Here is a 26,686-nt window from a genome sequence, read left to right as displayed (position 1 = left end):
CTTCCCCCTGGGGTCGTGGCGCCGTGTCCGGCGCACTGGTCCACCGAACCAATGTCGCTGATGTGGAGTAAGTGGCCTATGTCCCACTCGGGCAGCAAGGGTGAAAAGTGCGTCATGTTCGAGTCATCCCTGTGTGAGTCGGAACACGCGAGTGGGTACCGTGCCGGGGAGACCACGCAACCGACCGGCGGGAGCACGTGCGTGAAAGGGGAGGCCACACCCGGCTCGAACCCGCAGACGCCGCCGCTGGGCTAGACTCGGGACATTTCCCGAACCGTGTTCCACCACGGTTCACTCCAGCCGAACGCCGCACCGTCACGCACCCCACGGCCCCGAGGCCACCGGGGACCAACGGTGAACCAACGGGTCGTCCCCGGCGTCGAACCAGGGATCAACGACGATCCCCGGATCGTCCCGCACCGACGGCCCACAGACCGTCCTTCCTTCGGAGGTGGATCGTGTCCGCTGACCACCGAGAGCAGCAGCCCAGCCAACAGGGTTCGCGTATCGACCCGCACGTCGGCCGCTACGCACACCGAGCACAGGGCATGGTCGCATCGGAGGTCAGGGCACTCTTCGCGGTCGCCTCACGGCCGGAGATCGTCTCCCTCGCGGGCGGTATGCCCAACGTGGCCGCCCTGCCCCTCGAACAGCTCGGCGACCTCGTCAAGGACGTCGTCTCCGAGGAGGGCGCCACCGCGCTCCAGTACGGCTCCGCCCAGGGCGACCCGGTCCTGCGCGAACAGATCTGCGAGTACATGACGCTGGAGGGCGTCCAGGCCAGCCCCGACGACGTCATCGTCACGGTCGGCTCCCAGCAGGCCCTGGACCTGATCACCCGGGTCTTCGTCGACCCCGGCGACGTCGTCCTCACCGAGGCCCCCACCTACGTCACCGCGATCAACACCTTCGCCGCCTTCCAGGCCGACATCCGCCACGTGGGCATGGACGACCAGGGCGTCATTCCCGAGGAGCTGGAGGAGGCGCTGGTCCGCGCCGAGCTGGACGGGCGGCCGGTCAAGTTCTTCTACACGGTCCCCAACTTCCAGAACCCCGCCGGGATCACCATGAGCGCCGAGCGCCGCGCCCGGGTCATGGAGACCTGTGAGCGCCACGACGTGCTCGTGGTCGAGGACAACCCGTACGGCCTGCTCCGCTACGACGGCGAGCCCGAGCCCACCCTGTACTCCCAGGGCAGCGGCAACGTCATCTACCTCGGCTCGTTCTCCAAGACACTCTCCCCGGGCCTGCGCATCGGCTGGGCCCTGGCTCCGGCCGCCGTGCGCGCCAAACTGGTCCTGGCCGCCGAGTCGGCGATGCTCAGCCACTCCACGTTCAACCAGCTCGTGGTGCGCCGCTACCTGAGGACCTTCCCCTGGAAGGAGCAGATCAAGGCGTTCAACTCCATGTACAGCGAGCGCCGTGACGCGATGCTCGGCTCCCTGGAGGCGATGATGCCCGCCGGTTGCACGTGGACCCGCCCCGAAGGCGGGTTCTTCGTGTGGGCCACCCTGCCCGAGGGCATCGACGCCAAGGCCATGCTGCCGCGCGCGGTCAACGAGCGCGTGGCCTACGTGCCCGGCACCGGCTTCTACGCCGACGGACGCGGCCGGGACAGCATGCGCCTGAGCTTCTGCTACCCCACCCCCGAACAGATCCGCGAGGGCGTCCGCCGCCTCGTGACCGCGATCGAGGGTGAGATCGACCTGCGCGACACCTTCGGTCCCGCGATCGCCACGCCCACCGAAGGCAGCCAGGCACCCACCCCTGACCTGCCCTGACATCCTCTCGTAAGGGCACAGCACCATGACAGCACAGAAGGAGGTCCGCGCCGTGGCCGACCTTGACCGGGTCCTCGTCCTCGCCGGAGGCCTGTCCCCCGAACACGAGGTGAGCGTCCACTCCGGCCGCAGCGTCGCCGAGGCCCTGCGCCGACTCGACGTCGAGGTCCAGGTCGCCGACGTCGACTCCGGACTGTTGGACCGGCTCGCCGCCGACCCGCCCCAGGTGGTCTTCCCCGTCCTGCACGGCGCCGCCGGCGAGGACGGCGCGATCCGCGAGGTCCTGGAACTGGTCGGCGTGCCCTACGTGGGCGCCCGGCCCGACGCCTGCCGCCTGGCCTACACCAAGCCCGCGGCCAAGGCCCTGCTCGCCGAGAAGGGCGTGCGGGTGCCGCGCGGCGCGACCCTGCCCAAGTCGGCCTTCCACGACCTGGGCGCCCCGGCGCTACTCGACCGCCTGGCCGACCGGCTCGGCCTGCCGCTGTTCGTCAAGCCGGACCGCGGCGGCTCGGCCTTCGGCGCGACCCCCGTCACCTCGGTCAACGAGCTGTCGACCGCCCTGGTGTCCTGCTTCGCCTACAGCGACTCCGCGCTCGTGGAGGAGCAGGTCCAGGGCACCGAGTTGGCCATCGGCGTCCTCGACACCGGTGACGGCCCCGTGGCCCTGCCCCCGGTGGAGATCGTCCCGGACGGCGGGGTCTACGACTACGCCGCGCGCTACACCGCCGGTCGCACCGAGTTCTTCTGCCCGGCGCGGTTGGACGAGGACGTGGTCGCCGCCGCCACCGAGGTGGCGCTGACCGCCCACCGCACCCTGGGGTTGCGCGACTTCTCCCGGACCGACCTCATCGTGGACGCCGACGGTGAGGCCACCTTCCTGGAGACCAACGTCGCCCCCGGACTGACCGAGACCTCCACGTTCCCGATGGCGGCGGCCGCCGCAGGGCTGGACTTCGCGGTGGTGTGCCGCGAGCTCGCCCACCGGGCGCTCCTGCGCGGGTAGCCTCAGCGTACGGATCCACCCCTGGGCCCCGCCGGAGCAGTCCGGCGGGGCCCACGGTCGGTCACCCGGGTCGCATCGGGAGCCGCCGTCCGCGTGGTGGGCGCGGCGGGCCGAGACGGGGCCGACCTGGGGTGCTTGATACATCTGAGACGCCGATGGTGCCGGTGGTTTGGGGTCCTCCGACCGGGCTGGGTCCAACAGAAGAGGAACCCCGGGCGAAAGCGGATCAGTGCAGGCGAAGAGAGAGACGGGTCGTACCGGGCGGAGCCGAGGTGAGGGTACCGCTGTCCCCCACAACGACCTCGGCGCAGGGGTCTTCGGACTCGGCGCCGTGCACTCCGACCAAGAGGACCTTCCACCCCTGATCGGGAACGGTATCGGTTTCCACGGTGATCCTGTCCTTCGAACGCTCGACGTGAAAGATCGCTGCGGCCGAGCCGTCGGCGGCCGGTACGACCACGGGGGAGCCGGCGTGCGGGGCCGTGTCACCGGCGCCGTACACCTGCAGGGTCAGTCCGTCGGTGTAGTCGTAGTCGGGGCGGTGGTCCACCGCCCCGACGGGTAGCACCGCGTGGGGCCGGACGAGCAGGGGCAGGGAGTCGAACCCGTGGACTTCGCGGCGCCACACCGGGCCTCGCACGGTCTCGCCCGTGAGCAGACTGGTCCACACCCCCTCGGGGACGTAGTACTCGACGGAGCCGTCCGGACTCAGGACCGGAGCGACCAGGAGGTCGTCTCCCAGCATGTACTGCGTGTCGAGGTGATGGCAGGTCGGGTCGTCGGGGAACTCCAGAAGCATCGCGCGCATCATGGGTACACCCTGCCGGTGGGCCTGCACCGCGGCTCCGAACAGATAGGGCATGAGACCGCACTTCAGTCGGGTGAACAAGCGGGCGATCTCGGTCGCCTCGTCGTCGAAACTCCACGGCACCCGGTAGGAGCGGCTGCCGTGCAGCCTGCTGTGTGAGGAGAGCAGACCGAACGCGAGCCATCGTTTGAACAGCGCGGAGTCGGGAGTGCCCTCGAAACCGCCGATGTCGTGGCTCCAGAACCCGAACCCCGACAACCCCAGGGAGAGGCCGCCTCGCAGGCTCTCCGCCATGGCCTCGAACGTCGAGGCGCAGTCACCGCCCCAGTGCACCGGGAAGCTCTGGCCGCCCGCTGTCGCGGAGCGCGCGAAGAGGACAGCCTCGCCCTCCCCCCGTTCACGGAGCAGTAGATCGAACACCGTCGCGTTGTAGAGCTGCGCGTAGTAGTTGTGCATGCCCTCCGGGTCGGAGCCGTCCGACCAGACGACATCAGTCGGAACCCGTTCGCCGAAGTCGGTCTTGAAGCAGTCCACACCCATGTCCAGCAGGGGTTTGAGCTTGTCGGCGTACCACGTGCGGGCGTCCGGGGACGTGAAGTCGACCAGCGCCATCCCCGCCTGCCACTTGTCCCACTGCCACACGGTCCCGTCCGGCCGCAGGACCAGGTGCCCCAGCCGGGAGCCCTCCTCGAACAGCGCCGACCGCTGGGCGATGTAGGGGTTGATCCAGACACACGTACGCAGCCCGCGAGCCTTGAGCCGGGAGAGCATACCGACGGGGTCGGGGAAGACCTCCGGATCCCATTCGAAGTCGCACCAGTGGAACTCGCGCATCCAGAAACAGTCGAAGTGGAACACGCTGAGCGGGACGTCACGCTCCGCCATACCGTCGACGAACTGGTTCACCGTGTCCTCGTCGTAGGAGGTGGTGAACGAGGTGGACAACCACAGCCCGAACGACCACGGAGGAGGTAGCGCGGGGCGGCCGGTGAGCGCGGTGTATCTGTCCAGGATCTCTTTGGGGCTCGACCCGTGGACGACGTAGTACGTCAGGGAGTGGTCCTCGATGCTGAACTGCACACGGCCCACTGACTCCGAGCCGACCTCGAACGACACCGGGCCGGAGTGTGCCACGAACACCCCGTAACCCCGGTTGGTCAGGTAGAAGGGCACGTTCTTGTAGGCCTGCTCGCTGCTGGTGCCGCCGTCGGCCTGCCAGATGTCCACGGTCTGGCCGTTGCGCACGAACGGGGTGAAGCGCTCCCCCAGCCCGTAGGTGAGCTCACGGATCCCCAGTGACAGCTGACCGAGCATGTGGTGGGCACCGGCCGCGTCCTCCACGAAGCCGATGCCCTTGGCGTCGACACTGGTCAGCGCTGTCTCTCCCGCGCGGAAGTCCATCCGCCAGGGGCCGTCGGTGCTCACTCGCAGTGTCAAGTCCGCGCTGGTCAACTCGATCGCGGAGCCGTCCCGCGTGACCGTCGGGGCGACATCCGGGTCGGTGTGCACGTCGAACGTCGGCGCACGTCGGACCGAACCGGCCAGGTGCGTGGTTCGGACGCCGATCACGCCGGGAGCGGGAGACCAGCAGTCGACCGTGACCAGCGCCGTGTTCAGCGTGTCCCCCCGGTGTCCGATCGGACGTACGGGAGCGTAGAGGGTGAACTGGTCGTCGTGCACCGCGACGTCGCGCGCCTCATGGGCGTAGTACGCGCGGACGCCCTCCCTCATCTGCCAGAAACCATCGGTGAATTTCATGGGTGGTCTACCCCTCTCGTCTTGCTCTCGATTCGCGGGTTCTGAGGAGGGCCGGTCACTTGATGGATCCGCCGGAGATCCCGGCCGCGACGTATTTCTGCGCGACGATCAGGAGTATCGCCGCGGGTATGGAGGAGAGGACGGCCACGGCCATGACCGCGCCCCAGTCGCCGACGTGCGCGCCGATGTACTCGTAGATGCCGAGCGTCACCGGCTTCACCGCGTCAGTGGTGTTCAAGGTCAACGCGAAGAGGAAGTCCGACCACGCGAACAGGAAGGTGAACAGGCCGCCGGTGATCAGTGCGTTGCGGCTCATCGGCAGCACGATCGATACCAGGACGCGCAGCTGCCCGCCGCCGTCGATCCTTCCCGCCTCGAGCACTTCTTCGGGGATGGACACCATGAACGCGCGCAGGAGGATGATGGTGAAGGGGATACCCAGAGACGCGTCCGCGAGGATCAGCCCGAGGTAGGAGTTGACCAGCTCCAGCTCGACATAGGCGTTGTACAGCGCGTTCGCCACGACGATGCCCGGAATCATCTGGGTGATCAGGGTGGCGAACACGACCGTGTCCGCACCCCGCAGCCGGAAGCGCGCCAGGGCGTAGGCGGCCGGAGTGGCCACGGTGAGGCAGACGGCGACCGCGCCGAGCGCCACCAGGATCGAAGTGAGCAGGTTGCCCGCCTGGGACTCCCAGGCTCGCTGGAAGTTCCCTGGATCGAAGGTCCGCGGGAACCAGGAGAGGTCGGCCATCCCGGTACCCGGTTGCAGCGCCGTGTTGACCATCCAGTACAGCGGGAAGAGCAGGACCGCCAGGATGAGGACCCCGAAGACCGCGCTCGCGGCGTCCCGGCGGGCCCTGCGTGTCATGCGTGGTCGGCGGGGCCGTGAAGCGGAGTTCGGTGTGGTGCCCCGCCCGGTCGGGCCAGCGGGGTCGCGGGACCCGGGGGTAGCGCTCTGCGGTATGGCGCTCATCGGGCGACACCTCCACGGTTGGCACGCAGGTAGATCGCCGCGAACACCATGCTGATGACGATCAGGACGTTACCGACGACGGCGCCTTGACCGAAGTCGAGCTGAAGGAAGGACAGCTGGTAGGTGAGTGTGCCCAGTGTCTCCGTGGAGTGCGCGGGTCCGCCGTTGGTGAGCGCCAGGACCAGGTCCAGGATCTTCACCGTCGACATGAAGCCCAACACCAGAACCACGGTCACGACGGGCCGCAGCATGGGCAGGGTCACGCTGAAGAAGGTCCGGAACGGGCTCGCCCCGTCCAGTACGGCAGCCTCCCCCAGTTCGGACGGGATCTCCTGAAGGCCGCCGTAGAGGATCACCATGTTGAAGGGGATACCGATCCAGATGTTGACCAGTACGACCGAGAGCAGTGCGTAGTCGGGGCTGCTCAACCACGGAACTGCCGACGACGTGAGGTGTAGAGCCTGGAGCGACTCGTTGAGTACACCGGACTCTTGGTCGAGGATCCGTCGCCAGACGGTGCCGGCCACCACCATGGGGATCAGCCACGGCAGGAGTAGGAGGGACCGCATGAGCCCGGACAGTGGGAACCGGCGGCTGAAGAAGACGGCGAGGGCCATGCCGATACTGAACTGGCCTGCCAGGGATCCGAGCGTGAACAACAGGGTGTGCCACAGGGACGCGGTGAACAGCTCGTTGGCGAAGACGAGTCGCCAGTTCTCCAGACCGTTGAACGGCGACTCTCCCGTGAAGTATGTGGCGAACGAGTAGTCCTGGAAGCTCATCACCACGTTGCGGATCAGCGGATACCCGAAGAACAGCAGCATGTACAGGAGAGCGGGGGTGATGAACAGCCACTTCATGAGGGTCCGGCTCCGCAGCGGCCCCTTGGCCGCGGGCATCGTCATGAGCGGCCCCCCGACGCCGCGTCGACCTGTGCCTGCGCCCTGACCATCGCGTCCCGAGGGGTCGCCGAGCCCGTGAGCGCCGCGTGCAGTGCGGTGCCGATGGCCTGGGAGTGGGTGTTCCACTCGGTGCCGACCTTCTCGGTCCTGCTGCGCGCGCTGGCCACCTGGTCCACAAACGGTGCCAGGGACGGAACCTCTTCGCGGTACTGTTCGGCCGCCTCAGGGGCGACGGGCACATTGCTGCCCTTGGTCGACCAGTCCAGCTGTGCCTCCGGTGTGGTCAGGCACGCCACGAGTTCGGCGGCGACACGTTCGCGGTCACGGTCACGGTCGTCGCCGTTGACCGGCACGGTGTAGGCCTCTCCGCCGAGGGGTGCCACCGAGGTGTCCCCTTCTTCGGGAACAGGGATCTCCACTACTGCCCATTCGAGATCGGGGTGCTCCCGCAGGACCGGCATCTGCCAGGGGCCGTTCACCATCATGGCCGCGTTGCCCGCGATGAACTGGTCGTTGACGTCGGCCTGGGTCCAGTTGACCACCGACGGGGACACCGATCCGTCGTGGAGCAGTGAGGCGACGTACTCGAGCGCCTCCACCGACTCCGGCGAGTCGAGCTCCCTCTCGTCGCCGCCGTTGGACCACAGCCACGGGAGGAACTGGTAGACACCGTCCTCGGTGGACAGGGCACTGATGCCGAGGCCGTAGCGGCCCCCCTCGGTCAGCTCGGCGGCGGCGACCCGCAGCTCCTCCCAGGTCCGCGGTGGCTCGATGCCCGCCTCCGAGAGGACGGCGGTGTTGTAGAAGAGACCGATGGAGTTCACTGATCGGGCCGCGCCGTAGTAGACGCCCTCGTGGCTGCCGAAGGTGAGCGCGCTCTCGGACAGGTTCTCGGTGGACAGGCCGAGGTCCTCCAACGGGACCAGACCGCCGGCTTCCGCGAACTGCGGTAGGTCCGAACCGTCCAGGGAGATGACATCGGGCAGGGAGTCCGAGGAGGCCATTCTCAGCGCCTTGGGGACGAGCTGGTCGGCGGGCACGCTGAGCTGGTGCACGGAGACGCCGGCCTGGTCACCGCAGGCGTCCATGACCTCCTGGTCCCAGGTGTGGTAGGGCTCGTCGGTGCCCGAGTTCATGATCGTGTAGACGTTCGGGTCGCGCTCGGCGGTGCAGCCGACGCCCACCAGGGTGAGCGCTATGGCGCAGGCGACCGTGGACGCCGCTCGGGGCGGATGGCAGGAGTATGTGTGCATGGGGCCCTGTTCAGCAGGAAGAGCGGTGCAGGGGTCGCACCGCGGTGAGGTGCGGGCGGTGAGGAGCCGCCACCGTCGGGGGCGCGATCGGTGGAGTAGGTGGTGGGGCAACCACCGGGCCGCCCGGGGGCCCGGGTCAGGCAGGGGGAGCGACCGTCCCTCCGCTGGTGATCTCGGGCGGGATGAGCTCGTGTCGTTGGCTGGAGTCGGTGGGCTCTCCTGACGCGGCGGCGACGGCCAACCGTGTCACGGCGGACGACATCCGCTCCACGGGCAGCTCGATCCGTGTCACGTCGAGCCCGCCGAGGTCTTCGGGGAAGCTTCCGATAGCCACCAGTGAGACGTCCCCGGGCACGTCGATCCCGCGCTTGGCGAGGTGCCGCAGGATGCCGGGCACGGCCGCCGGGTGCTGGACGGCGAGCGCGGTGGGGGCGTCATCGCCCTCGAACAGCGCGTCCAGCCGCCGGTGCAGCTCGGCGGGGTCCTTCGTCGAGGGGAGGGTGCGTACGGCCACGCCGAGTTCGGTGGCGGCGCGTTCGGCTCCGCGCAGGCCGCGTACTGAATAACTGCGCCCCGAGGCGATGTCCTCCTCGACCGTCGACAGGAAACACAGGTTCCGGTGCCCGGTCTCACGCAGCAGGCGCAGCGACGCGACCGCGGCTTCCTCCCAGTCGAGATCGGCCCAGGGGGCGGAGTCCTCGTCATCAGGACGACCGAGAACGACCACGGGGAACCCCAGCGCGTCCATCGCGCTGATGCGGGGGTCCCGCATCTCGACGCCCATGACCAGCGCGACGTCGGCGAGCCTGCTCCGCGCGGTGCGTTCCAGTCCGAGCGTTCCGGCGTCGTCACCGCGGACGGTCAGGACCAGGAGGTCATAGCCCAGCTCCCCGGCGGCGCGGCTCAGCCCGTACATGAATCGTCCGCCGACCGGCAGATACCCGGGCGAGGCCAGCGGCAGGGCCAGAGCGATCACGTTGGTGCGCGTGCTGCGCAGGGAGCGCGCTCCCGCGTTGGGGTGGTATCCCAGCTCGTCGATGGCCGCCCGCACCGCGATCCGGGTCGGTTCGGAGACCTTCCGCGATCCGCTGAGCACGTAGGAAACCGTGCTCGGTACCACTCCCGCCGCTGCGGCGACGTCCTTGATGGTGACCATGGTCCCTCCCGACTGAATCGAATCGATTCGACGAATGGATGAAAAAGCATCGAATCGATTCGATGAGTGGGATCATGGTAGAAATCACTCGCCCCTGTGACAACCCCCTCATTGCGGTCTCATTCTCGGGCCAGGTGTGACCACGGCGATCGTGCCCGTCGTGCGACACGGAGGGTTCAGGGCCCGTCGGCCGGGCCGGTGAACAAACGGAAGAGGGAGTCGCCGAACCTTCGGGGCAGGCTGATTCCTGTCTGGGGTTCCGTGGCGCGTGGGGCGGGACTGCCCCGGTCAAGCGGTCGTTGGTGGCCCACGACCGCCTGACCGGGACACGCGTTTCCGATCAGAGACCCGCCCCGGTGGCCGTGCTCCCAGAGTCAGGGTCCGGGCTTCACCGGTTCCGAGCCCCTAGGGCCTGCTCGATCGCACTCTGAACGCTCGCCTGGAGCAGGTGGACCTTGTAGCCGGTGGCGGGCAGCGGGGAACAGAGATCCGCGACTTCCTCCAGAGCCCGCTCCACCCCCTGGTCCAGGGCCCGACCGGGCACCGAACCCACCAGGGCCCGCTCCAGCCCGGGCAGCCGCAGCGGGGTGCGGGCCACCCCTCCCACGGCCACCGACGCGCGCGTCACCGGCCCCCGGCCCTCCTCGGCGCACTCCAGGCGGACCACCGCCTCGACCAGCGGCCACTCCGCCCTGGAACGCCCCGCCACCCGCAGGTGGGCCGCGCGCTCACCCGGCACCGGGCGGGGCAGGGCCACCGCGACCAGCAGGTCGCCGGGGGCGAGCACGTGGTCACGCGTGGGGTCGGCGCCGTCGTACAGTTCGGCCAGGTCCCGCTCGACCTCCGCCCCCGACCCTCGCTCCAGCACCGCCACGGACGCGTCGTAGGCCAGCAGCGCCACCGCCAGCGACGACGGGTGCGGGGCCGCGCACGGGCCCTGGTCCACCACCACGCCGCGCAGGTGGTCACCGGAACGGGCCGGGCACGAGTCACCGCCGGTCTGGAAGCAGTCGAAGGCCGGGTTGCGCAGGTAGGTGCAGCGATTGCGCTGGAGCAGGTTGCCGCCCACCGTCGCCGTGCCCCGGATCTGCGGGGTCGCCAGTGCCCGCGCGGTGGCCGCCAGCCCCGGGTAGGCCCCGGCCAGAAGCGGGTCGGCTCCCAGCTCGGCGACGGTGGTCATCGCACCGATCCGCGCCGAGCCGTCGTCCGCCCAGCGGACTCCGCGCAGTTCGGGCACGTCCAGCAGGTCCACCAGGGGGCCGGGCGCGGTCACCCCGGCCTCCACACAGGTGGCGATGTCGGTGCCCCCGGCGCGCGGGCGCGCGCCGCCCTCGACCAGGTCCCGGGCGGCCCCGGCCACACTCGTCGGGCGGGTGACGGTCGGGATGACGGGCCCTCGCGTGGTGTTCAACGCAGTCCTCCGATCAGTCGGTCCGGGCGCAGCGGAAGGTCGTGCGGGCGCCAGCCGGTGGCGTCGTGCACGGCGTTGCCCAGTGCCGCCGCCACACCCACCACCGAGACCTCGCCCAGACCGATCCCACCGCCCACCACGTGTTCGAACCCCTCCTCGTGGAAGTACACCTCGGTCTCCGGCACGTCCCCCATCCCGGGGAGGCGGTAGTCCTCCAGGTCGTCGGAGAGCACCACCCCCGTGGCGGGGTCGTCGCGCCGCTCCTCGTGGAGCGCGTAACCCACGCCCTGGACCACCGCCCCCTCACACTGGTTGCGAGCCAGTCGTTCCTGGTAGACGCGTCCGGCGGCGATCCCCGCCCAACAGCGGGTGGGTCTGACACGACCGAGCCGGGTGTCCACCTCCACCTCCATCACGTGGACGGCGCCGCTCATCCCGCGCCCGACCGCGAGGTCGCCCATGTTCGGGGTCAGCTGACCCCAGCGGTCCCGGCGGCGCTCACCGACCACGCTCACGCCCTCGGCGGCGGCCAGCGCCTCCTTGAGAACGTGCTCGGGAACGGGGCCCGAGGCGGGCACGTCGGGAGAGCGCTCTCGCAGGGCCTCCCGCAGCCGGTCGGCGGCGTCGACGGCGGCCGGACCCATGGAGGTGGTGGTCCGGCTGCCGAAGGAACCGGTGCCGTGCACCGACGAACTCCGACCGATCTCCACCCGGAGGTCCGCAGCGTCCACACCGAGCCGCTCGGAGACCACGCCCCCGAGCACGGCGCGGATCCCGGTGCCGATGTCCTGGGTGGCCGAGCGCACCACCAGGGAACCGCCCTCCACCGCCAGTTCCACTCGGGCGTCGGGGGCGAGCAGGTACGGCCAGCCAGCGGCGGCCATCCCCACCCCGCGCCGGAATCGCCCGGTGCGGGCACCGCGCGGCCGGTCCCGCCACAGCGGGAGGTCGGCGACCCGTTCGTACAGCGCCTGGCGCTTGGGGTTGCCGTCCCAGCGGCGGCGCAGGGCCAGCGGGTCCTCGCCCAGCCGGTGCGCCATGGCGTCCACGGCCTGTTCCAGCGCCCAGGCCATCGGGGGTCCACCCGGCCCCCGCATGGGCTCTCCCGGCGGCCGGTTGGTCACCACGTCGTAGTCACGCACCCGGCGGGGCGAGCGGCCGTACATGAGCGCGGCCAGGGCGGCGGTGCTGGAGCCCACCGAGACCCCGCCGTCGCCGTAGGAGTCCACGCTCAGCGCCCGCAGGGAGCCGTCCCCTCCGGCGAGCAGGGCCACCCGGGTCCGGGTCCCGGGCCGGTACCCGGCGTCGGTCAGCTCCTCGGAGCGGTCCAGGCTCACCCGCACCGGGTGGCCGGTCACCCGGGCCAGTTCCACAGCGGCCACCACGTCCGGGGAGAGCGAGTTCTTGGCCCCGAACCCGCCGCCCACGTACTCGGCCACCAGGTGCACCCGCTCCCGGGGCAGTTCCCAGCGGCTGGCCGCCTTGTCGGCGATCTTGCCGACCGACTGGGTGGAGACGTGCAGGTACAGGTCTCCATCCACCCAGGAGGCCACGCTCACGTGCGGTTCCAGCGGGCTGTGCACCTGGGCGGCAGTGGTGTACTCCTCGGCCACCAGCAGCGGGTCCCGGCGGCGTCCGGCGGCGCGCAGCCGGGCCACGGCGGTGGGCCCGCGCCAGCTGATCACCCCGGGGCCGCGCAGGTTCCCGTTCCAGGGGGCCGGGGGTGTGGGGGCCTCGCCGTAGGCGGGTGCGGCGTCGCGCTCCTCCTTGGTGCGGTAGAGCACGGGTGCGTCCGGAGCGGTCGCGGCCCGGGGGTCGGTCACCGAGGGCAGGGGATCGAGGTCCACTCGTACCGCCTCGGCGAGTTCCCGCGCGAGCGCCCGGGTCGGAGCGGCGACCGCCGCGATCGCCTGGCCGACGTAGCGCACTACGCGCTCCTCGCCGAGCAGGTCCACCAGGGGCGGAGGGGAGCCGTCGGGGCCGGGGTCGGCGCTCACCTTGGCCACCCGCGCGTGCGGCACCTTGGAGCGCACGATCACGCCCTCCCAGGTGCCGGGCGGGGCGTGGTCCGCGCTGAACCGGGCGCGTCCGGTCACCTTGTCGGGGGCGTCGGAGCGCGGCGGGGCCTGGTCGGGTTCGGTGTCGAACTCCCCGGCGCAGGCGGCGGCCACGGCCGCGAAGATCCCTTCGTAGGCGCCGCACCGGCACAGGTGTCCGGCCAGCGCGTCGGCGACGGCGGCGCGGTCGGGGCGGGTGTCCCCGTGTTCGGCGCGCCAGGTGTCCACGAACACCGAGGCCTCCACGGCGAAACCGGGTGTGCAGTAGCCGCACTGGAGTCCGTCGTGGGCGGCGAGGGCGCGCTGGGCGGGGTGCAGGCCGTCCAGGCCCTCCACGGTGGTGGTGGACCGGCCGGTGAGGTGGTCGGCGGGGAGCAGGCAGGAGGCGGTGGGCGCTCCGTCGACCAGGATCGTGCAGGCCCCGCACACGCCGGAGCCGCAGGCGATCTTGGTGCCGGTCAGGCCGAGTCGGTCGCGCAGGTGGTCGGCGGCGCTGAGGCCGGGGTCGTCGGGGGCGGGGGAGGGTGCCCCGTTGACGCTGGTGTCCATGGGCGGCTTCCCGGGGAGGGGGCAGAAGTTGACATTGACAACTTAAGGCGGCGAAAAGTCGGGTGTCAAAGGCCCCGGGAGGCGCCACCGTTGTTACCTGCCGGTTTGTGCGGATGTTCCTTGCGTGTTCGATGTGACGCCCGTTACTCTGGCGGAATCTCTATTCCGCCATGAGGAATAGTGGTTCCGAATTCAATGAACCCCCTGTGGAGGGCCCGCATGGCAGCAGCCACGGAAGCCGAAGCCCCCGAACGCCCACGCCCCCGCTTCTACCGGTCCCTGTTCTTCCAGGTGATCGTCGCCGTCGTGGTGGGTGTGCTGATCGGACACCTGTGGCCCTCGTTCGGTGAGAGCCTGCGCCCGCTGGGCGACGGCTTCATCCGACTGATCAAGATGCTCATCGCCCCGCTGATCTTCTGCGTGATCGTCACCGGTATCGCGAAGGTCGGAGACCTGGGCGCCGTGGGCCGGATCGGCATCAAGGCGCTGGTGTACTTCCAGGTCGTGACGGCCTTCGCGCTGCTCTACGGCATGGTCGTGGCCAACCTCCTCAAGCCCGGTGTGGGCTTCGAGGTCAACCCCGCCGACCTCGACACCGGCGCGCTGGAGGAGGTGACCCAGGGCGGCGAGATCCCCGGGTTCGCCCAGTTCCTCCTGGACGTCATCCCCGAGAGCGTCGTCGGCGCCTTCGCTGAGAACTCACTCCTCCAGGTGCTGTTCTTCGCCGTGTTCGTCGCGCTGGCCCTGTCGAAGCTGGGGGAGCGGGGCAAGCCGATCCTCGACCTCATCGACCGCTTCACCGACGTCATCTTCACCTGCATCGGCTGGATCATGCGCGTCGCCCCGCTGGGAGCCCTGGGCGCGATGGCCTTCGTCATCGGCGCCTACGGCCTGTCCTCGCTCAGCAGCTTCGGCATGCTCATCATCGCCTGCTACTCCGCGGCGGCCGTCTTCCTGCTCGCCCTCGCGGTCATCGCCCGCGTGCTGGCGGGGGTCAACCTGTGGAAGTTCCTGCGCTACACCAAGGAGGAGTTCGCCCTGGCCATCGGCGCCGCCTCCTCCGAGGCGGTCATGCCGCGCATCATGCAGAAGCTGACCAACGCGGGCTGCTCCAAGGCGACCACCGGCCTCGTGGTGCCCACCGGGTACTCCTTCAACCTCGACGGCGCCGCCATCTACCTGCCCATCGCCGCGCTCTTCCTCGCCCAGGCCTTCGGCGCGGACCTGAGCATCGCGGACCAGCTGATGATGGTGCTCATCCTCCTGCTGACCTCGAAGGGCATGGCCGGGGTCCCCGGATCGGCCTTCCTCGCCCTGTCGGCGACCGCCACCGCCCTGGGCGCCTTCCCGGCCGCGGGCGTGGCGCTGCTCCTGGGCGCGGACCGCCTGATGGACACCATGCGCGTGTCCATCAACCTGCTCGGCAACTGCGTGGCCACCTTCGTCATCGCCAGGTGGGAGGGGCAGCTCGACATGGAGCGCATGCGCGCCGTCCTCGACGGCAAGGAGCCCCCCGCCCCGGAGGAGGCCGAGACGGAGGACGACCGCGAACGCCCCGAGGAGGCGGAGTCCGTCACGGTCTCCGCGCCCGCCCCCGAGGCGCACCGGGACGACACCGGCCCGAAGCCGGAACGGTAGCCCTCCGGGCTCCGGAACGGGGACGGCCGGGCCGCCGTCGGTGGACGGCGGCCCGGCCGCGCACAGGTGGGGCGGGGCCGCCGTGTCGCGGACCCGCCCCTGGTCAAAGACCCAGAGCGTGCATCGCGAAGTGGAAGGCGAACACCGCGCTGAGGATCCACATCAGCCAGCCGACCTCGCCGAACCGGCCCTGCGCCGACTTGATCACGGTGTGGGCGATGATCCCGATCCCGATCCCGCTCGCGATGTCGTAGGCGAACGGCATGATCGCGATGGTCAGGAACGCCGGGACGGCCACCGACACGTCCGTCCACGCGATCTGCCCCACGTGCATCATCATCATGGCGCCGACCAGCACCATCGCCACGGACGCCGCCTCGGCGGGCACCATGCCGAACACCGGGGCGAAGAAGACCGCGCTCAGGAACAGCAGCCCCGTCACCACGCTGGCCAGGCCGGTCCGCGCCCCCTCGCTCACGCCCGCCGTGGACTCGACGAACACCAGGGTCGCCGACGAGCTGGTCAGACCACCCGTCACGGCACCGGCGCCGTCGGTGACCAGGATCTGGTTCACCCGGGGCATCTGCCCGTCAGCGTCGGCGATGTTGGCCTTGGTGCCGATCGCCAGGATGGTGCCCAGGGCGTCGAAGAACCCGGCCAGCACCAGGGTGAAGAGGATGACCCCGGCGGTGGTGGGCCCGGCCGTGGTCCACGCGCCGAACATGTCCACCTGGAAGAGCAGGCCGAAGTCGGGCGTGGACACCGGGCTGTCGGGCAGCGCCGGAACGCCGCCGCCCCAGGACTCGGGGTCCAGCCGCAGCGCGGAGTGCAGCACGACGGCGAGGACGGTCGCGCCGACGATCCCGTAGAAGATCGCCCCGGGCACCTTCCTGGCCAGCAGTACGCTGGCCAGGACGAGTCCGACCACGAACACCATGACGGGCCACCCGTCCAGGTGTCCGCCGCCGCCCGCGGCCCCGATCTGGAGCAGGCTGCCGCCTTCGCTGGCGCTGACGAACCCCGCGTTGGTCAGGCCGATCAGCGACACGAAGAGGCCGATACCGACCCCGATGGCCAGCTTGAGGTTGTGTGGGAGCGCGTTCATCACGGCGGTGCGGACGCCTGTGACGACCATCAGGATGATGGCCACGCCCTGCCACACGACCAGGCCCATCACCTCGGGCCAGGCCATCTGCGGAGCCGCCTGGTAGGCGACGACCGCCATCACGCCCAGGGCGGCCGCGCAGGCGATGGGCGCGCGGCCGACCACGCCCATCAGGATGGTGACCAGCCCCGCGGCCAGAGCGGTCATGGTGGTCAGCTGGCCGGCGGACAGGTGGTCGCCGTTCACGTCGGCCACGCCGCTGAGGATGATCGGGTTGAGGACGATGATGTAGGCCATCGCCATGAACGTGGTCAGTCCGCCGCGGACCTCCTGCCCGAAGGTGGAGTTCCGCTCGGAGACGAAGAAGAACCGGTCGAGCCAGGATCGATCCGTACCAGCGCGCGGGCCCGGCCGCGCGCCGGTGTCGTGGGATTCGGTCACGTCCCCTCCTGGAGGGATATGAGCACGGTGGGTATCACCATGGGTGGGGGGTTTGCTACATTGTGTAGTCAACCTTGGGTGGTGTCAGGTCGTTTCCTTCCTGACGACCCGCCCCGGGGCCGAGGGCGTCGGAGATCCGGGGCGGGCGACTGAGGGGGGCGGGGCGACGGGGTCACCCCGCCCGAGGCGGCCGCCGGGCGCGGCGGCCACGGGTCACAGCTCGATGCCGACGATGTCCTCCGGGCGCACCGGCGCGTGCGTCAGCGGACGCCCGGTGGCGGCACGCACGGCGGCCACGATCGCGGGGGTCGACGACAGCGTCGGCGGCTCGCCCGCCCCACGCAGTCCGTAGGGGGCGTGCGGGTCCGGGTGCTCCAGCACGTCGATGCGCATCGGTGGCATGTCCAGGATGGTCGGGATGAGGTAGTCGGTGAAGGACGGGTTGCGGATCTCGCTGTCCTTGACCTGGATCTCCTCCATCAGCGCCAACCCCAGCCCCTGGGCGGAGCCGCCCTGGATCTGACCGGCCAGCTGCTGCGGGTGGAGCACCTTGCCCACGTCCTGGACCGCGTCCAGGGCCACCACCTTCACCAGGCCCAGATCGACGTCCACGTCCACCACGGCACGGTGCACGCACATTCCGAACTGCGTGTGCGAGGCCCCCTGCCCCAGGGTCGGGTCGAGCACCTCGGTGGGCCGGTGGTGGTGCTCGCGTGTCTCCTCCACGACCGTCCCGCCGCTGGCGGACTCGCCCAGGAGGTCGGCCAGGGACACCAGGACCCCGGCGCTCTCCGAGACGACCTTGCCACCGACCAGCGACAGCTCCGCGTCGGCCGCCTCAGACGGAACGATCCCGCGCTCACGGGCCAGCGCGAACACGGACTCCCGGACCGCCTCGCAGGCCACCTTCACCGCTCCGCCGGTCATGTACGACTGCCGGGAGGCCGAGGACGAACCCGCCGAACCCACCTGGGTGTCGGAGGGGGCGATCGCCACCCTCTCCACCCCCAGCTCGGTCCGGGCGATCTGTCCCTTGATCGTCACCAGCCCCTGGCCGACCTCGGCGGCGGCCGTGTGCACCAGCACCACCGGCTCACCGCCCACGATCTCCATGCGCACCCGCGCCGTGGAGTAGTCGTCGAAGCCCTCCGAGAAGCACAGGTTCTTCAGACCGACCCCGTACCCCACGCCGCGCACCACACCCTCGCCGCGCGTGGTCCCGGCCACGCCGCCCGGAAGGGTGCGCTGGTCGGAGGGGTCCTCCAACGCGGTCCGCTCCACCGGCATCGGCAGGTCGCGGGCGCGCTCCAGCATCTCCACCATGGGCAGTGGCATGTCGATCTCCTGGCCGGTGATGATCCGGGAGCCCTGCGCCATCGCGTTCTTGACCCGCAGCGCCACCGGGTGCATGCCCAGCTCCGACGCGAGCTTGTCCATCTGCGACTCGTAGCCGAAGCAGGCCTGCACCGCGCCGAACCCGCGCATGGCACCGCACGGCGGGTTGGTGGTGTACACGCCGTAGGCGTCCACCATCACGTGCGGGACCTCGTAGGGGCCGATGCCCAGCGAGGAGGCCACACCCACCACCGCGGGGGTCGCCGACGCGTACGCGCCGCCGTCCACGATGATCTCCAGAGTGGCGTACACGAGCGTCCCGTCGGCCCTGGCCCCGTGCTCGAAGCGCATCTTGGCCGGGTGCCGGTGCACGTGGCCGTAGAAGGACTCCTCGCGGTTGTACACGAACTTCACGGGCTTGCCGGTGCGCAGCGCCAGCATGGCCGCGTGGATCTGCATGGACAGGTCCTCGCGGGCACCGAAGGCGCCGCCCACGCCGGCCAGTGTGAGCCGGACCTTGTCCTGGGGCAGACCCAGGGCCGGAGCGATCTGCTTCTGGTCCACGTGCAGCCACTGCGTGGCCACGTACAGGTCCACGCCGCCGTCCTCGGCGGGCACCGCCATGCCGGACTCCGGGCCGAGGAAGGCCTGGTCCTGCATGCCCACCTCGTACTCGGTCTCCACGACCGCGTCGGCTTCGGCGCGCAGGAGCTCCAGGACCCGGAGCCGCTCCTCCTCCGACTCCGCGGCCGCGGCGAAGTCGCCGCTGCGGATGGGCTGGTGGCGCACCCGGTTGCCGCTCTGGCGGTACTCCTCGTGGACCGGGAGGGTGCCCTCCTCGTGCACGAGCGGGTACTCGGGGTCGTGGGCGGCCCGCACCGAGTCGCTCACCGGGGGCAGCACCTCGTAGTCCACCCGGACGCGCTCCATGGCCCGGCGCGCCGTCTCGGGGTGGTCGGCGGCCACCACGGCCACCGCCTCGCCCTTGTAGCGCACCTTGTCGAAGGCGAGCACCGGCTGGTCCTGGTACTCCAGGCCGTAGCGCTTGGCGCCGGGCACGTCCTCGTGGGTGAGCACCGCCTCCACACCCGGCAGCCGCAGGGCCTCGGTGACGTCGATGCCCAGGATGCGGGCGTGCGGGTGCGGGCTGCGCAGGGTCGCCCCCCACAGCATGCCCTCCATCCACAGGTCCGAGGAGTAGGCGAACTCTCCGGTGACCTTCAGCGTGCCGTCGGGTCGGCGGGGGCTGGCGCCCAGGCCGTCCTTCGTGGTGCTGGACAGGTCCGTGGTCACGGTCTTGGTCGTCGCCTTCATCAGCGGTTCGCCTCCTGCATGAGGGATCGGTGCGCCGCACGACCCCGCGCGGCGGCGGTCTCGGCGGACAGGGTGCGCAGCTCACCGCGGTCGACGACGGTGTTCCCGCCGACCAGGAGCCGTTCCAGGGGAGGGACGGGGCCGAAGGTCAGCGCCACCACCGGGTCGTCGATCACGTCGTGGCCGAACCCGTCCACCCGCCACAGGGCGACGTCGGCCTGCTTGCCGACAGTCAGCGAGCCCAGCTCCGCGTCGCGGCCCAGCACCCGGGCGCCGCCCAGGGTGGCCAGCTCCAGGGACTGGCGCGCCGTCAGCGCCTGGGGCCCCTTGCGGGCACGGGCCATCAGCAGGGCCTGGTGCATCTCACCGGCCAGCCCCGTCAGCTCGCTGGACGCCGGGCCGTCCACGCCCAGGCCCACCTTCGCCCCGGCCTCCAGCAGCTCCGGAACCCGGCAGATACCGGCGCCCAGACGGGCGTTGGAGGTCGGGCAGTGCGCGACACCGGTCCCGGTGGCCGCGATCCGGCCGATCGCCGCGTCCGACAGGTGCACGGCGTGCGCGAACCACACGTCCTCGCCCAGCCAGCCGAGCTTCTCGGCGTACTCCACGGGGGTGCACCCGAACTCGGCCAGGCACTGCTCCTCCTCGTCGAGGGTCTCGGCGAGATGGGTGTGCAGGCGCACGCCCCGGTCCCGGGCCAGCTCGGCGGCGCCGGTCATCAGCTCCCGGGAGACCGAGAACGGGGAACACGGCGCCACCGCGATCCGCGTCATGGACGAGGCGGAGACGTCGTGGTGGGCGTCGATCGCCGCGGCCGTACCGGCCAGGGCTCCCTCCAGGGTCTCCACCACGCTGTCCGGGGGCAGGCCGCCCTGGCTGTGCCCCCGGTCCATCGAACCGCGCGCCAGGTCCAGGCGCACGCCCACCTCACGGGCGGCCTCCACCTCGGCGGCGACGATGTCACCGCGCCCCGCCGGATAGATGTAGTGGTGGTCGGAGGCGGTGGTGCACCCCGACAGCGCCAGGTGGGCCAGACCGGCGGAGGTCGTCCCCGAGACCACGTCGGCGTCCAACCGGTGCCAGATCTCGTAGGAGCCCACCAGCCACTCGAAGAGCGTGCCGTCCGCGAACAGGCCCTGGGTGGCCCACTGGTACAGGTGGTTGTGGGTGTTGACCAGACCCGGCGTGGCCACGCAGCCGCGCCCGTCGATCCGCTCGACCTCCCCCTCCACCCGGGGGGCCGGTCCCGCGCCCACAGCGGTGATCACTCCGTCCCGGGACACCACGTGCCCGTCGGCGTACTCCGCGCCGTCCACCGTCACGACGTGGGCGCGCTCGATGATGACGGTCCGGCTCATGAGCCGCTCCCCGCTTCCTCGGCACGACGCTCGGCCGCCAGGTGCACGGCGTCGATGATCTTCTCGTACCCGGTGCAGCGGCACAGGTTGCCCGCCAGCGCCTCACGGATCTCGGCGTCCCCGGGCGCTTCCCCGCCCGCGCCCACCGTGCGCTCCAGCAGGTCGTCGGTCTGCACCAGCAGACCCGGTGTGCAGAACCCGCACTGGACGGCGCCCGCCTCCACGAAGGCCTCCTGGACCACGCCCAGGGTCCGGTCGCCGCCCTTGCCTGACCCCTCGGCAAGACCCTCGACGGTGCGTACCTCGCGCCCCTCGGCCTGTCCGGCGGCGATCATGCACGAACACGCGGTCACACCGTCGAAGTAGACCGTGCAGGAACCGCACTCGCCCTGCTCACAGGCGTTCTTGCTGCCCGGCAGGCCCAGGCGCTCACGCAGCACGTACAGCAGGCTCTCGCCCGGCCACACGTTGTCGGCGGTGACGTCCTCACCGTTGACGTTCAGATTCACGCGCATCGCGCGGACCCCTTCCGGTAGTCGGTGACGGACCAGCTCAGCGCACGCCGCGCCATGACCGACAGGGCGTGCCTGCGGTACTCGGCGGTGCCGCGCTGGTCGTCGATGGGACGGGAGGCCGCGGCCACGAGCTCGCCGAAGCGGCGGACCACGGACTCGGAGAGGGGACGGCCGTCCTCCCAGTCGAACTCGGCCTCCAGGAACTCCTCGGCCGCCTCCGAACGCAGCGGCGTCGGGCCGGCCGAACCGATCCCGGTACCCACGGTCCGCCGCTCGGAGTCCAGAGCCAGACTGAAGGAGGTCACCGCGATCACCATGGCGTTGCGGGTGCCGATCTTGGCGAACTGCTGGGGACCGGCGGCCTCGGGCAGCAGGACCGCCGTGATCAGTTCGTCCGGCCGCAGGGCGGTGGTCCGGAACGACAGGTAGAAGTCGCGGGCCCGGACCCGCCGCGTGCCGCGCACCGAGGCCAGCTCGATCTCGGCGTCGGTGGCCAGCAGCGGCGGGTGCGCCTCCCCGGCGGGGGAGGCCCCGCCCAGGTTGCCGCCGACCGTGCCCCGGTTGCGGATCTGGGGGGAGGCCACCGACCGCGAGGCCCTGGCCAGCGCGGGCGCGCGGCCCGACAGGTGTTCGATGATCCGGGTGTAGGGAACCCCGGCGCCAAGGCGCGTGCGGTCGCCGTCCACCCCCCACTCGGTCAGCTCGGGGACCCGGGTCAGGTCGATCAGCGCCGAGGGGCGGCGCTTGTCGAAGTTCAGCTCCACCATCACGTCGGTGCCGCCCATGATGGGCACGCCGTCGGGGTGGGCGCTCCTGGCCTCTAGGGCCTCCACCAGCGTGGATGGCCTCAGGAATTCCATGCTCGTCCTCGTCCTGCGCAGTGCGGTCCGGTCGCGTCGATTCTGTCGCGACCTCTCCTTGGTGGGCGATGCTGTGAAGTAGAACACCCTGTTCCGGCGCCCGACCAGCCGTCGATGACATGAAGTGTCCGCGGAACGAACGGGCGGAGTTGGGCGTTTCCTACAAGCAGTGTCGGAGTCACGCCCCGGAACCGCCGGTGATGTCGTCGAACGCCCTGGTTCGGGGGCACACTGTCCTGGTACGAAGCCACCATCCGGGGAAGCCGCCCCACCCGACCGACAGAGGGAAGCCCATGCAGATCAGTGAGCTGCTCGCCGTCAAGCGACTGCACCTGCGGTTCCTGGCGGGTGCCGAGCACGCCCACCGCGACATCCGCTGGGCCTACACCACTGACCTGCTCGAACCCGCCCGCTACCTGCGTGGCGGGGAACTCGTCCTCACCGGCATGATGTGGCGGACCCGCCCCGAGGACTCCGAGACCTTCGTGGCCTCCGTGGTCGGCGCCGGGGCCCTGGCCGTGGGGGCGGGCACCGCCCTGGGCGAGGTTCCCGACGACCTGGTCGCCGCCTGCGCGGCCCACGACGTCCCCCTCGTGGAGATCCCCCCGGAGACCTCCTTCGGCGTGGTCACCGAGGAGGTGCTGCGCTCCCTCACCCAGCGCCGCTTCACGACGATCGCGGAGACCCGGGACCGCCAGCGCCGCCTGATGGCCGAGGTCGCCTCGGGCGCCGACTTCCCCGACGCCTTCGCGTCCGCCGCCCGACAGGCCGGGGTCACCGCCTGGGTGGTCTCCGCGAGCGGTCGCCAGGTCGCCTCCTCCGGTGGGGCCCTGACATCCGAGGAGCGCGAGGACCTCGCGGCCAAGGCTTTGACCTGGTCGTCCTTCCCGCACACCACCCGGGGCTCCGCGGGCGGGCAGGGCCGCGCCCTGACGGTCGTCCCCATCCGGACCAAGGAGTCGCACCCGCTCTCCAACTGGCTGCTCGTGTGTACCGGCGACCACGAGTCCTGGAGCGAGGAGGAACACGAGGCGGTCGCCGAACTCGTCTCCGTCAGCGTCCTGGCCCGCAGCCGCGACGAGGAGCGCTCCCTGACGACCGCGCGGCACCTCGAGGGGCTGCCGCGACTCCTCGCGGCCCAGCGCTTCGACGAGGTCACCGCCCTGATGCGCGGCACCGGTGAGGAGAGGGCCCCCGAGCCCGAGGACCGCGTGCACGTCGTGGTCAGTGCCATGATGCTCCCCGAACCGCGCGTGCCCGACCTGGCGCGCCGCGTGGTCGCCGAACTCGTGGCCGACCACCCCGGCGCCGTGGTCACCGGGGACAACGACGCGCTCGCCGTGATCCCCGTGGAGGGCCCCGAGGAGCAGGCCCGTGCCAGGGCCGAGGCCATCCGCGCCGAGCTGGTCCACCGGGCCCGCGTCCTGGACGGAGGGCTGCTGGACTACCGGCTGGCCGTGGGGCTGAGCTCGGCCTCCCAAGGCGTGGCCGAGCTGCGCGGCGCCGCCGTGGAGGCCCGCCACGCCCGCCGCCTTGCGGAGCTGCGGGGCGGGCGTTCCCGCGTGATCGCCGGGGCCGAGATCGACTCACACGAACTCCTGCTGGCCTCGGTGCCCGAGGAGGTGCAGACCTCCTACCGCGAGCGCCTTCTGGGCCCACTGCTGGAGTACGACCGCGACCACCGGTCCGAGCTCGTGGACACCCTGGAGCAGTTCCTGGCCCACTCGGGTTCCTGGCAGCGCTGCGCCGCCTTCATGCACGTCCACGTCAACACCCTGCGCTACCGGATCGGCCGGGTCGAGGAGCTCACCGGCCGCGACCTCAGCAGTCTGGAGCACCGGGTCGACCTGTTCCTGGCACTCAAACTGCGGGACTGAGGCCTCCGATACGGGCCTGCGTTGTCGGTGGTGAACGTTAGAGTCCGGAGCGTGAGCACCGACCTTCTCGGGCAGTCCGAGACCACCGACGCCGACCTGTCCGAACTCGACCTGCGCGACGCCCTGTCCAAGGATCCGGGCGCCCCGCGCGTCCTGACCCGCTGCGACCTCAGCGGGGCCGACCTGCGCGACGCCGACCTGGTGGACGCGCGGTTCGTCGACTGCCGCCTGGACGGGGCCCGCCTGGACCGTGCGGTCCTGGAGGGGGCGGTGTTCACCGGGGGAGGGGCCCCGGGTGCCTCCTTCGCGAACACCGAGTGCACGGACACCCGCTTCGAGCGCACGGACCTGGCCAACACCCGCTGGCAGGGCGCGCTGCTCACCGACACCGTCTTCACCGGGTGCAGGCTGACCGGCGCGGGGCTCAACTCGCTCCGGGGGATCGGTTACTCCTTCGCCCAGTGCAACCTGATGCTGGCCCGGTGCAAGGGGCTGGTCCTGCGCGGCCAGACCCTGGAGGGGCTGCGCCTGGACGAGGCGGACCTGGCCTCGGCCGACCTGCGCGAGACGGTGTGGGTGGAGTCGCGGCTGCGCGGGGCCAACCTGGTCAACGCCCGGTTCACCGGTGCGGACCTGCGCGGGGTGGATCTGGGGGAGCTGGAGCTCCAGCAGGCCGGGTTCCTGCGGGGCGCCACCATCGGTCCCGCCCAGGCCGGGATGATTCTGGGCTCGCTGGGCATCACCGTCACCGACTAGGCACCGGGCGGGCCGCGCCCCGCACAGTCACTGCTGTGCGGGGCGCGACGGTATGAATCTACGACGTAAAGGTGCGGCGTCGTCTCATCGCTCCCACACCCCGGAGTCCACCGCGTCCCTCACGAACTCCTCGAAGAAGCGCGGCTCGCGTCCCAGCGCCTCACCGACACCGGGTGAGACGTGGGTGTCCTTGCCCCGGGGGATGGGGGAGAGGGCCGAGGCCAGGTCGCGGGCCTCCTCCTCCGACCACCCCCGAGCCACGTGTTCGGACACGAACTCCTCGACCGTCACGGGCGTGTGGGTGACCTCGCGGCCCAGGCCGTGCGAGATCTCCCGGGCCACCTCGGTCAGGTCGAGCGCCCGTGACCCGGAGAGCTCGTAGGTGCGCCCGTGGTGCCCATCCTCGGTGAGCGCCGCCACCGCCACGGCGGCGATGTCCTCGGCGTCGATCCAGGTGGCCGCCCCGTCCCCGGTGGGCAGGCGCATCCGGCCCGACCGCACCTCCTGGCCCAGGAACCCCTCGCTGAGGTTCTGGGAGAACCACCCGGGCCGCAGGATCGTCCACTCCAGACCGCTCCCGCGCACCGCCTCCTCGCCGACCAGGTGGGTGGGGACGAAGTTCGCGTCGGACTCGAAGGCCTCAGGGAAGTAGTCGCGGTCGTCGACCCCCCGCCCGGACAGCAGCACGATCCTCTCCAGACCGTGCGCCACCGCGCGCTCCACGAAGGGCGGGGTGAGCGGTTGGGGGTCGAACTGCACCACGTACACCGCCCGGGTCCCGGTCAGGACGCGGTCCCAGGTGGAGGGGTCCCGCCAGTCGAAGGTCCACGGGGAGGAGCGCGAGGCCGACCGCACCTCCAGACCACGCTCCCGCAGACGCCGCGCCACCCGGGAACCGGTCATCCCGGTCGCCCCGAGCACCAGCACCGGTTCCCCCGTCCCCTGGACGGAGCGCGTCACGAGAGCCCCCAGCCCTCGTGGAAGGTGCGGGCCACGTAGTCCGAGAAGCCGCGCGGTTCACGCCCCAGAGCCTCCCGAACGCCGGAGACGTACGTGGATTCCAGGCCGCGCCGGATCACCGAGAGCGCCGCGGTCATCTCCTCGACCCCCGCCTCGGACCAGCCCTGCGCCACGAGGCCGCGCGAGTACTCCTCCTCGGACACCGGCTCGTAGCGGATCGTGCGGCCCAGCGCCCCGGAGATCTCGGCCGCGGCCTCCGACAGGTTCAGCGCCGCGGGGCCGCCCAGTTCGTAGGTACGTCCGTGGTGGCCCGGCTCGGTGAGGGCCGCCACCGCGACGGCACCGATGTCCTCGGTGTCGATCCAGGTGGTCGCCCCGTCAGCGGTGGGCAGCCGCAGCACCCCGGAGCGCACCCCGTCCGACAGCAGCCCCTCGCTGAAGTTCTGGGAGAACCAGTTCGGACGCAGGATCGTCCACTCCAGGCCGCTGGCCCGCACCGCCCGCTCCGCCACCAGGTGCGCGAGGGGCTCGTCCCCGCTCTCGAAGTACGCGGGGCCGTCGACGCCGCGCGCCGACAGCTGGACGATCCGCTCCACCCCGAGTGCCACGGCTCGCCCCACGAACTCCGGGATCCGCGGGTCCTCGTCGTTCTGCACCAGGTACACGGCCCCTGCGCCGTCCAGGACCCGGTCCCAGGTGGTCGGGTCGTTCCAGTCGAACCGCCACTCGGAGGAACGGGAGGCCGCCCGCACCGCCACGCCCCGTTCCCTCAGCTGGGCCAGGACCCGGCTGCCGGTCATCCCCGTCGCTCCGGTCACCAGGACCGGACGTGTCGTCCGTTGTGTCGTGTGCTCTGTCATGACCATGATTTAA

19 protein-coding genes are annotated in these 26,686 nt (G+C 71.1%); 5 read left to right on the top strand and 14 right to left on the bottom strand.

The window, feature by feature from the left end; translation table 11 throughout:
- Positions 1-548: 548 nt before the first annotated feature.
- Both BDW27_RS06255 and BDW27_RS06250 read left to right on the top strand, forming a co-directional pair.
- Positions 549-1,781 (top strand): PLP-dependent aminotransferase family protein, encoded by a 1,233-nt coding sequence (locus tag BDW27_RS06255; protein WP_017543451.1) that lies wholly within the window; start codon positions 549-551, stop codon positions 1,779-1,781.
- A 52-nt stretch (positions 1,782-1,833) separates the two neighbouring features.
- Complete coding sequence (locus BDW27_RS06250) at positions 1,834-2,784, top strand: D-alanine--D-alanine ligase (RefSeq protein ID WP_110048574.1); 951 nt, start codon at positions 1,834-1,836, stop codon at positions 2,782-2,784.
- Between the two features lie 226 nt (positions 2,785-3,010).
- Here BDW27_RS06250 and yicI read toward each other — a convergent pair whose 3' ends face one another.
- From yicI to BDW27_RS06215, 7 genes are all read right to left on the bottom strand, one after another.
- A complete protein-coding gene (gene yicI / locus BDW27_RS06245) occupies positions 3,011-5,350 on the bottom strand; it encodes an alpha-xylosidase (RefSeq protein ID WP_110048573.1) in 2,340 nt (779 codons plus the stop codon).
- A gap of 55 nt (positions 5,351-5,405) precedes the next feature.
- On the bottom strand, positions 5,406-6,326 hold the full coding sequence (locus tag BDW27_RS06240) for a carbohydrate ABC transporter permease (RefSeq protein ID WP_110048572.1): 921 nt from the start codon (positions 6,324-6,326) through the stop codon (positions 5,406-5,408).
- On the bottom strand, positions 6,323-7,231 hold the full coding sequence (locus BDW27_RS06235; protein ID WP_110048571.1) for a carbohydrate ABC transporter permease: 909 nt from the start codon (positions 7,229-7,231) through the stop codon (positions 6,323-6,325). Before BDW27_RS06235 ends, BDW27_RS06240 begins: the two co-directional genes overlap by 4 nt.
- On the bottom strand, positions 7,228-8,481 hold the full coding sequence (locus tag BDW27_RS06230; RefSeq protein WP_199560557.1) for a sugar ABC transporter substrate-binding protein: 1,254 nt from the start codon (positions 8,479-8,481) through the stop codon (positions 7,228-7,230). The genes BDW27_RS06235 and BDW27_RS06230 overlap by 4 nt, the downstream gene beginning before the upstream one ends.
- Positions 8,482-8,617: 136 nt before the next feature.
- Entirely contained in the window at positions 8,618-9,637 is a 1,020-nt protein-coding gene (locus BDW27_RS06225; RefSeq protein WP_110048569.1) for a LacI family DNA-binding transcriptional regulator, read from the bottom strand.
- 388 nt (positions 9,638-10,025) lie between these two features.
- Complete coding sequence (locus tag BDW27_RS06220) at positions 10,026-11,048, bottom strand: xanthine dehydrogenase family protein subunit M (RefSeq protein ID WP_370446442.1); 1,023 nt, start codon at positions 11,046-11,048, stop codon at positions 10,026-10,028.
- On the bottom strand, positions 11,045-13,654 hold the full coding sequence (locus BDW27_RS06215) for a molybdopterin cofactor-binding domain-containing protein (RefSeq protein WP_110048568.1): 2,610 nt from the start codon (positions 13,652-13,654) through the stop codon (positions 11,045-11,047). The genes BDW27_RS06220 and BDW27_RS06215 overlap by 4 nt, the downstream gene beginning before the upstream one ends.
- 219 nt (positions 13,655-13,873) lie before the next feature.
- On the opposite strand from BDW27_RS06215, the gene dctA reads away from it, so the two are divergent.
- Positions 13,874-15,292 (top strand): C4-dicarboxylate transporter DctA, encoded by a 1,419-nt coding sequence (gene dctA, locus BDW27_RS06210; RefSeq protein ID WP_110048803.1) that lies wholly within the window; start codon positions 13,874-13,876, stop codon positions 15,290-15,292.
- A 103-nt stretch (positions 15,293-15,395) separates the two neighbouring features.
- On the opposite strand, the gene BDW27_RS06205 is transcribed toward dctA, so the two are convergent.
- The 5 genes from BDW27_RS06205 to BDW27_RS06185 form a co-directional block, all read right to left on the bottom strand.
- Positions 15,396-16,838: an NCS2 family permease gene (locus BDW27_RS06205; RefSeq protein ID WP_110048567.1), complete on the bottom strand. Its 1,443-nt coding sequence runs from the start codon at positions 16,836-16,838 to the stop codon at positions 15,396-15,398.
- Between the two features lie 213 nt (positions 16,839-17,051).
- Entirely contained in the window at positions 17,052-19,487 is a 2,436-nt protein-coding gene (locus BDW27_RS06200; RefSeq protein ID WP_110048566.1) for a xanthine dehydrogenase family protein molybdopterin-binding subunit, read from the bottom strand.
- Positions 19,487-20,845 carry an 8-oxoguanine deaminase gene (locus tag BDW27_RS06195; RefSeq protein ID WP_110048565.1) on the bottom strand — a complete coding sequence of 453 codons (1,359 nt, stop codon included), beginning with the start codon at positions 20,843-20,845 and terminating at the stop codon, positions 19,487-19,489. Before BDW27_RS06195 ends, BDW27_RS06200 begins: the two co-directional genes overlap by 1 nt.
- Entirely contained in the window at positions 20,842-21,360 is a 519-nt protein-coding gene (locus tag BDW27_RS06190; protein ID WP_110048564.1) for a (2Fe-2S)-binding protein, read from the bottom strand. The genes BDW27_RS06195 and BDW27_RS06190 overlap by 4 nt, the downstream gene beginning before the upstream one ends.
- Positions 21,351-22,220: a xanthine dehydrogenase family protein subunit M gene (locus BDW27_RS06185; RefSeq protein ID WP_049571708.1), complete on the bottom strand. Its 870-nt coding sequence runs from the start codon at positions 22,218-22,220 to the stop codon at positions 21,351-21,353. The genes BDW27_RS06190 and BDW27_RS06185 overlap by 10 nt, the downstream gene beginning before the upstream one ends.
- 293 nt (positions 22,221-22,513) lie before the next feature.
- Here BDW27_RS06185 and BDW27_RS06180 point away from each other — a divergent pair, with 293 nt between their 5' ends.
- Positions 22,514-24,097, top strand: coding sequence for a PucR family transcriptional regulator (locus BDW27_RS06180; RefSeq protein ID WP_110048563.1), 1,584 nt, complete (start codon positions 22,514-22,516; stop codon positions 24,095-24,097).
- 51 nt (positions 24,098-24,148) lie between these two features.
- Entirely contained in the window at positions 24,149-24,853 is a 705-nt protein-coding gene (locus tag BDW27_RS06175) for a pentapeptide repeat-containing protein (RefSeq protein ID WP_017543435.1), read from the top strand.
- A gap of 84 nt (positions 24,854-24,937) precedes the next feature.
- Here BDW27_RS06175 and BDW27_RS06170 read toward each other — a convergent pair whose 3' ends face one another.
- Both BDW27_RS06170 and BDW27_RS06165 read right to left on the bottom strand, forming a co-directional pair.
- A complete protein-coding gene (locus BDW27_RS06170) occupies positions 24,938-25,813 on the bottom strand; it encodes an NAD(P)H-binding protein (RefSeq protein WP_110048562.1) in 876 nt (291 codons plus the stop codon).
- Positions 25,810-26,673: an NAD(P)H-binding protein gene (locus BDW27_RS06165; RefSeq protein ID WP_110048802.1), complete on the bottom strand. Its 864-nt coding sequence runs from the start codon at positions 26,671-26,673 to the stop codon at positions 25,810-25,812. The genes BDW27_RS06170 and BDW27_RS06165 overlap by 4 nt, the downstream gene beginning before the upstream one ends.
- Positions 26,674-26,686 lie beyond the last annotated feature (13 nt).

The organism is Nocardiopsis sp. L17-MgMaSL7 (assembly GCF_003182025.1).
Lineage (GTDB): Bacteria > Actinomycetota > Actinomycetes > Streptosporangiales > Streptosporangiaceae > Nocardiopsis > Nocardiopsis prasina.
Note: the sequence above shows the minus strand (reverse complement) of the source record. Positions and strands in the feature narration are given on the sequence as shown.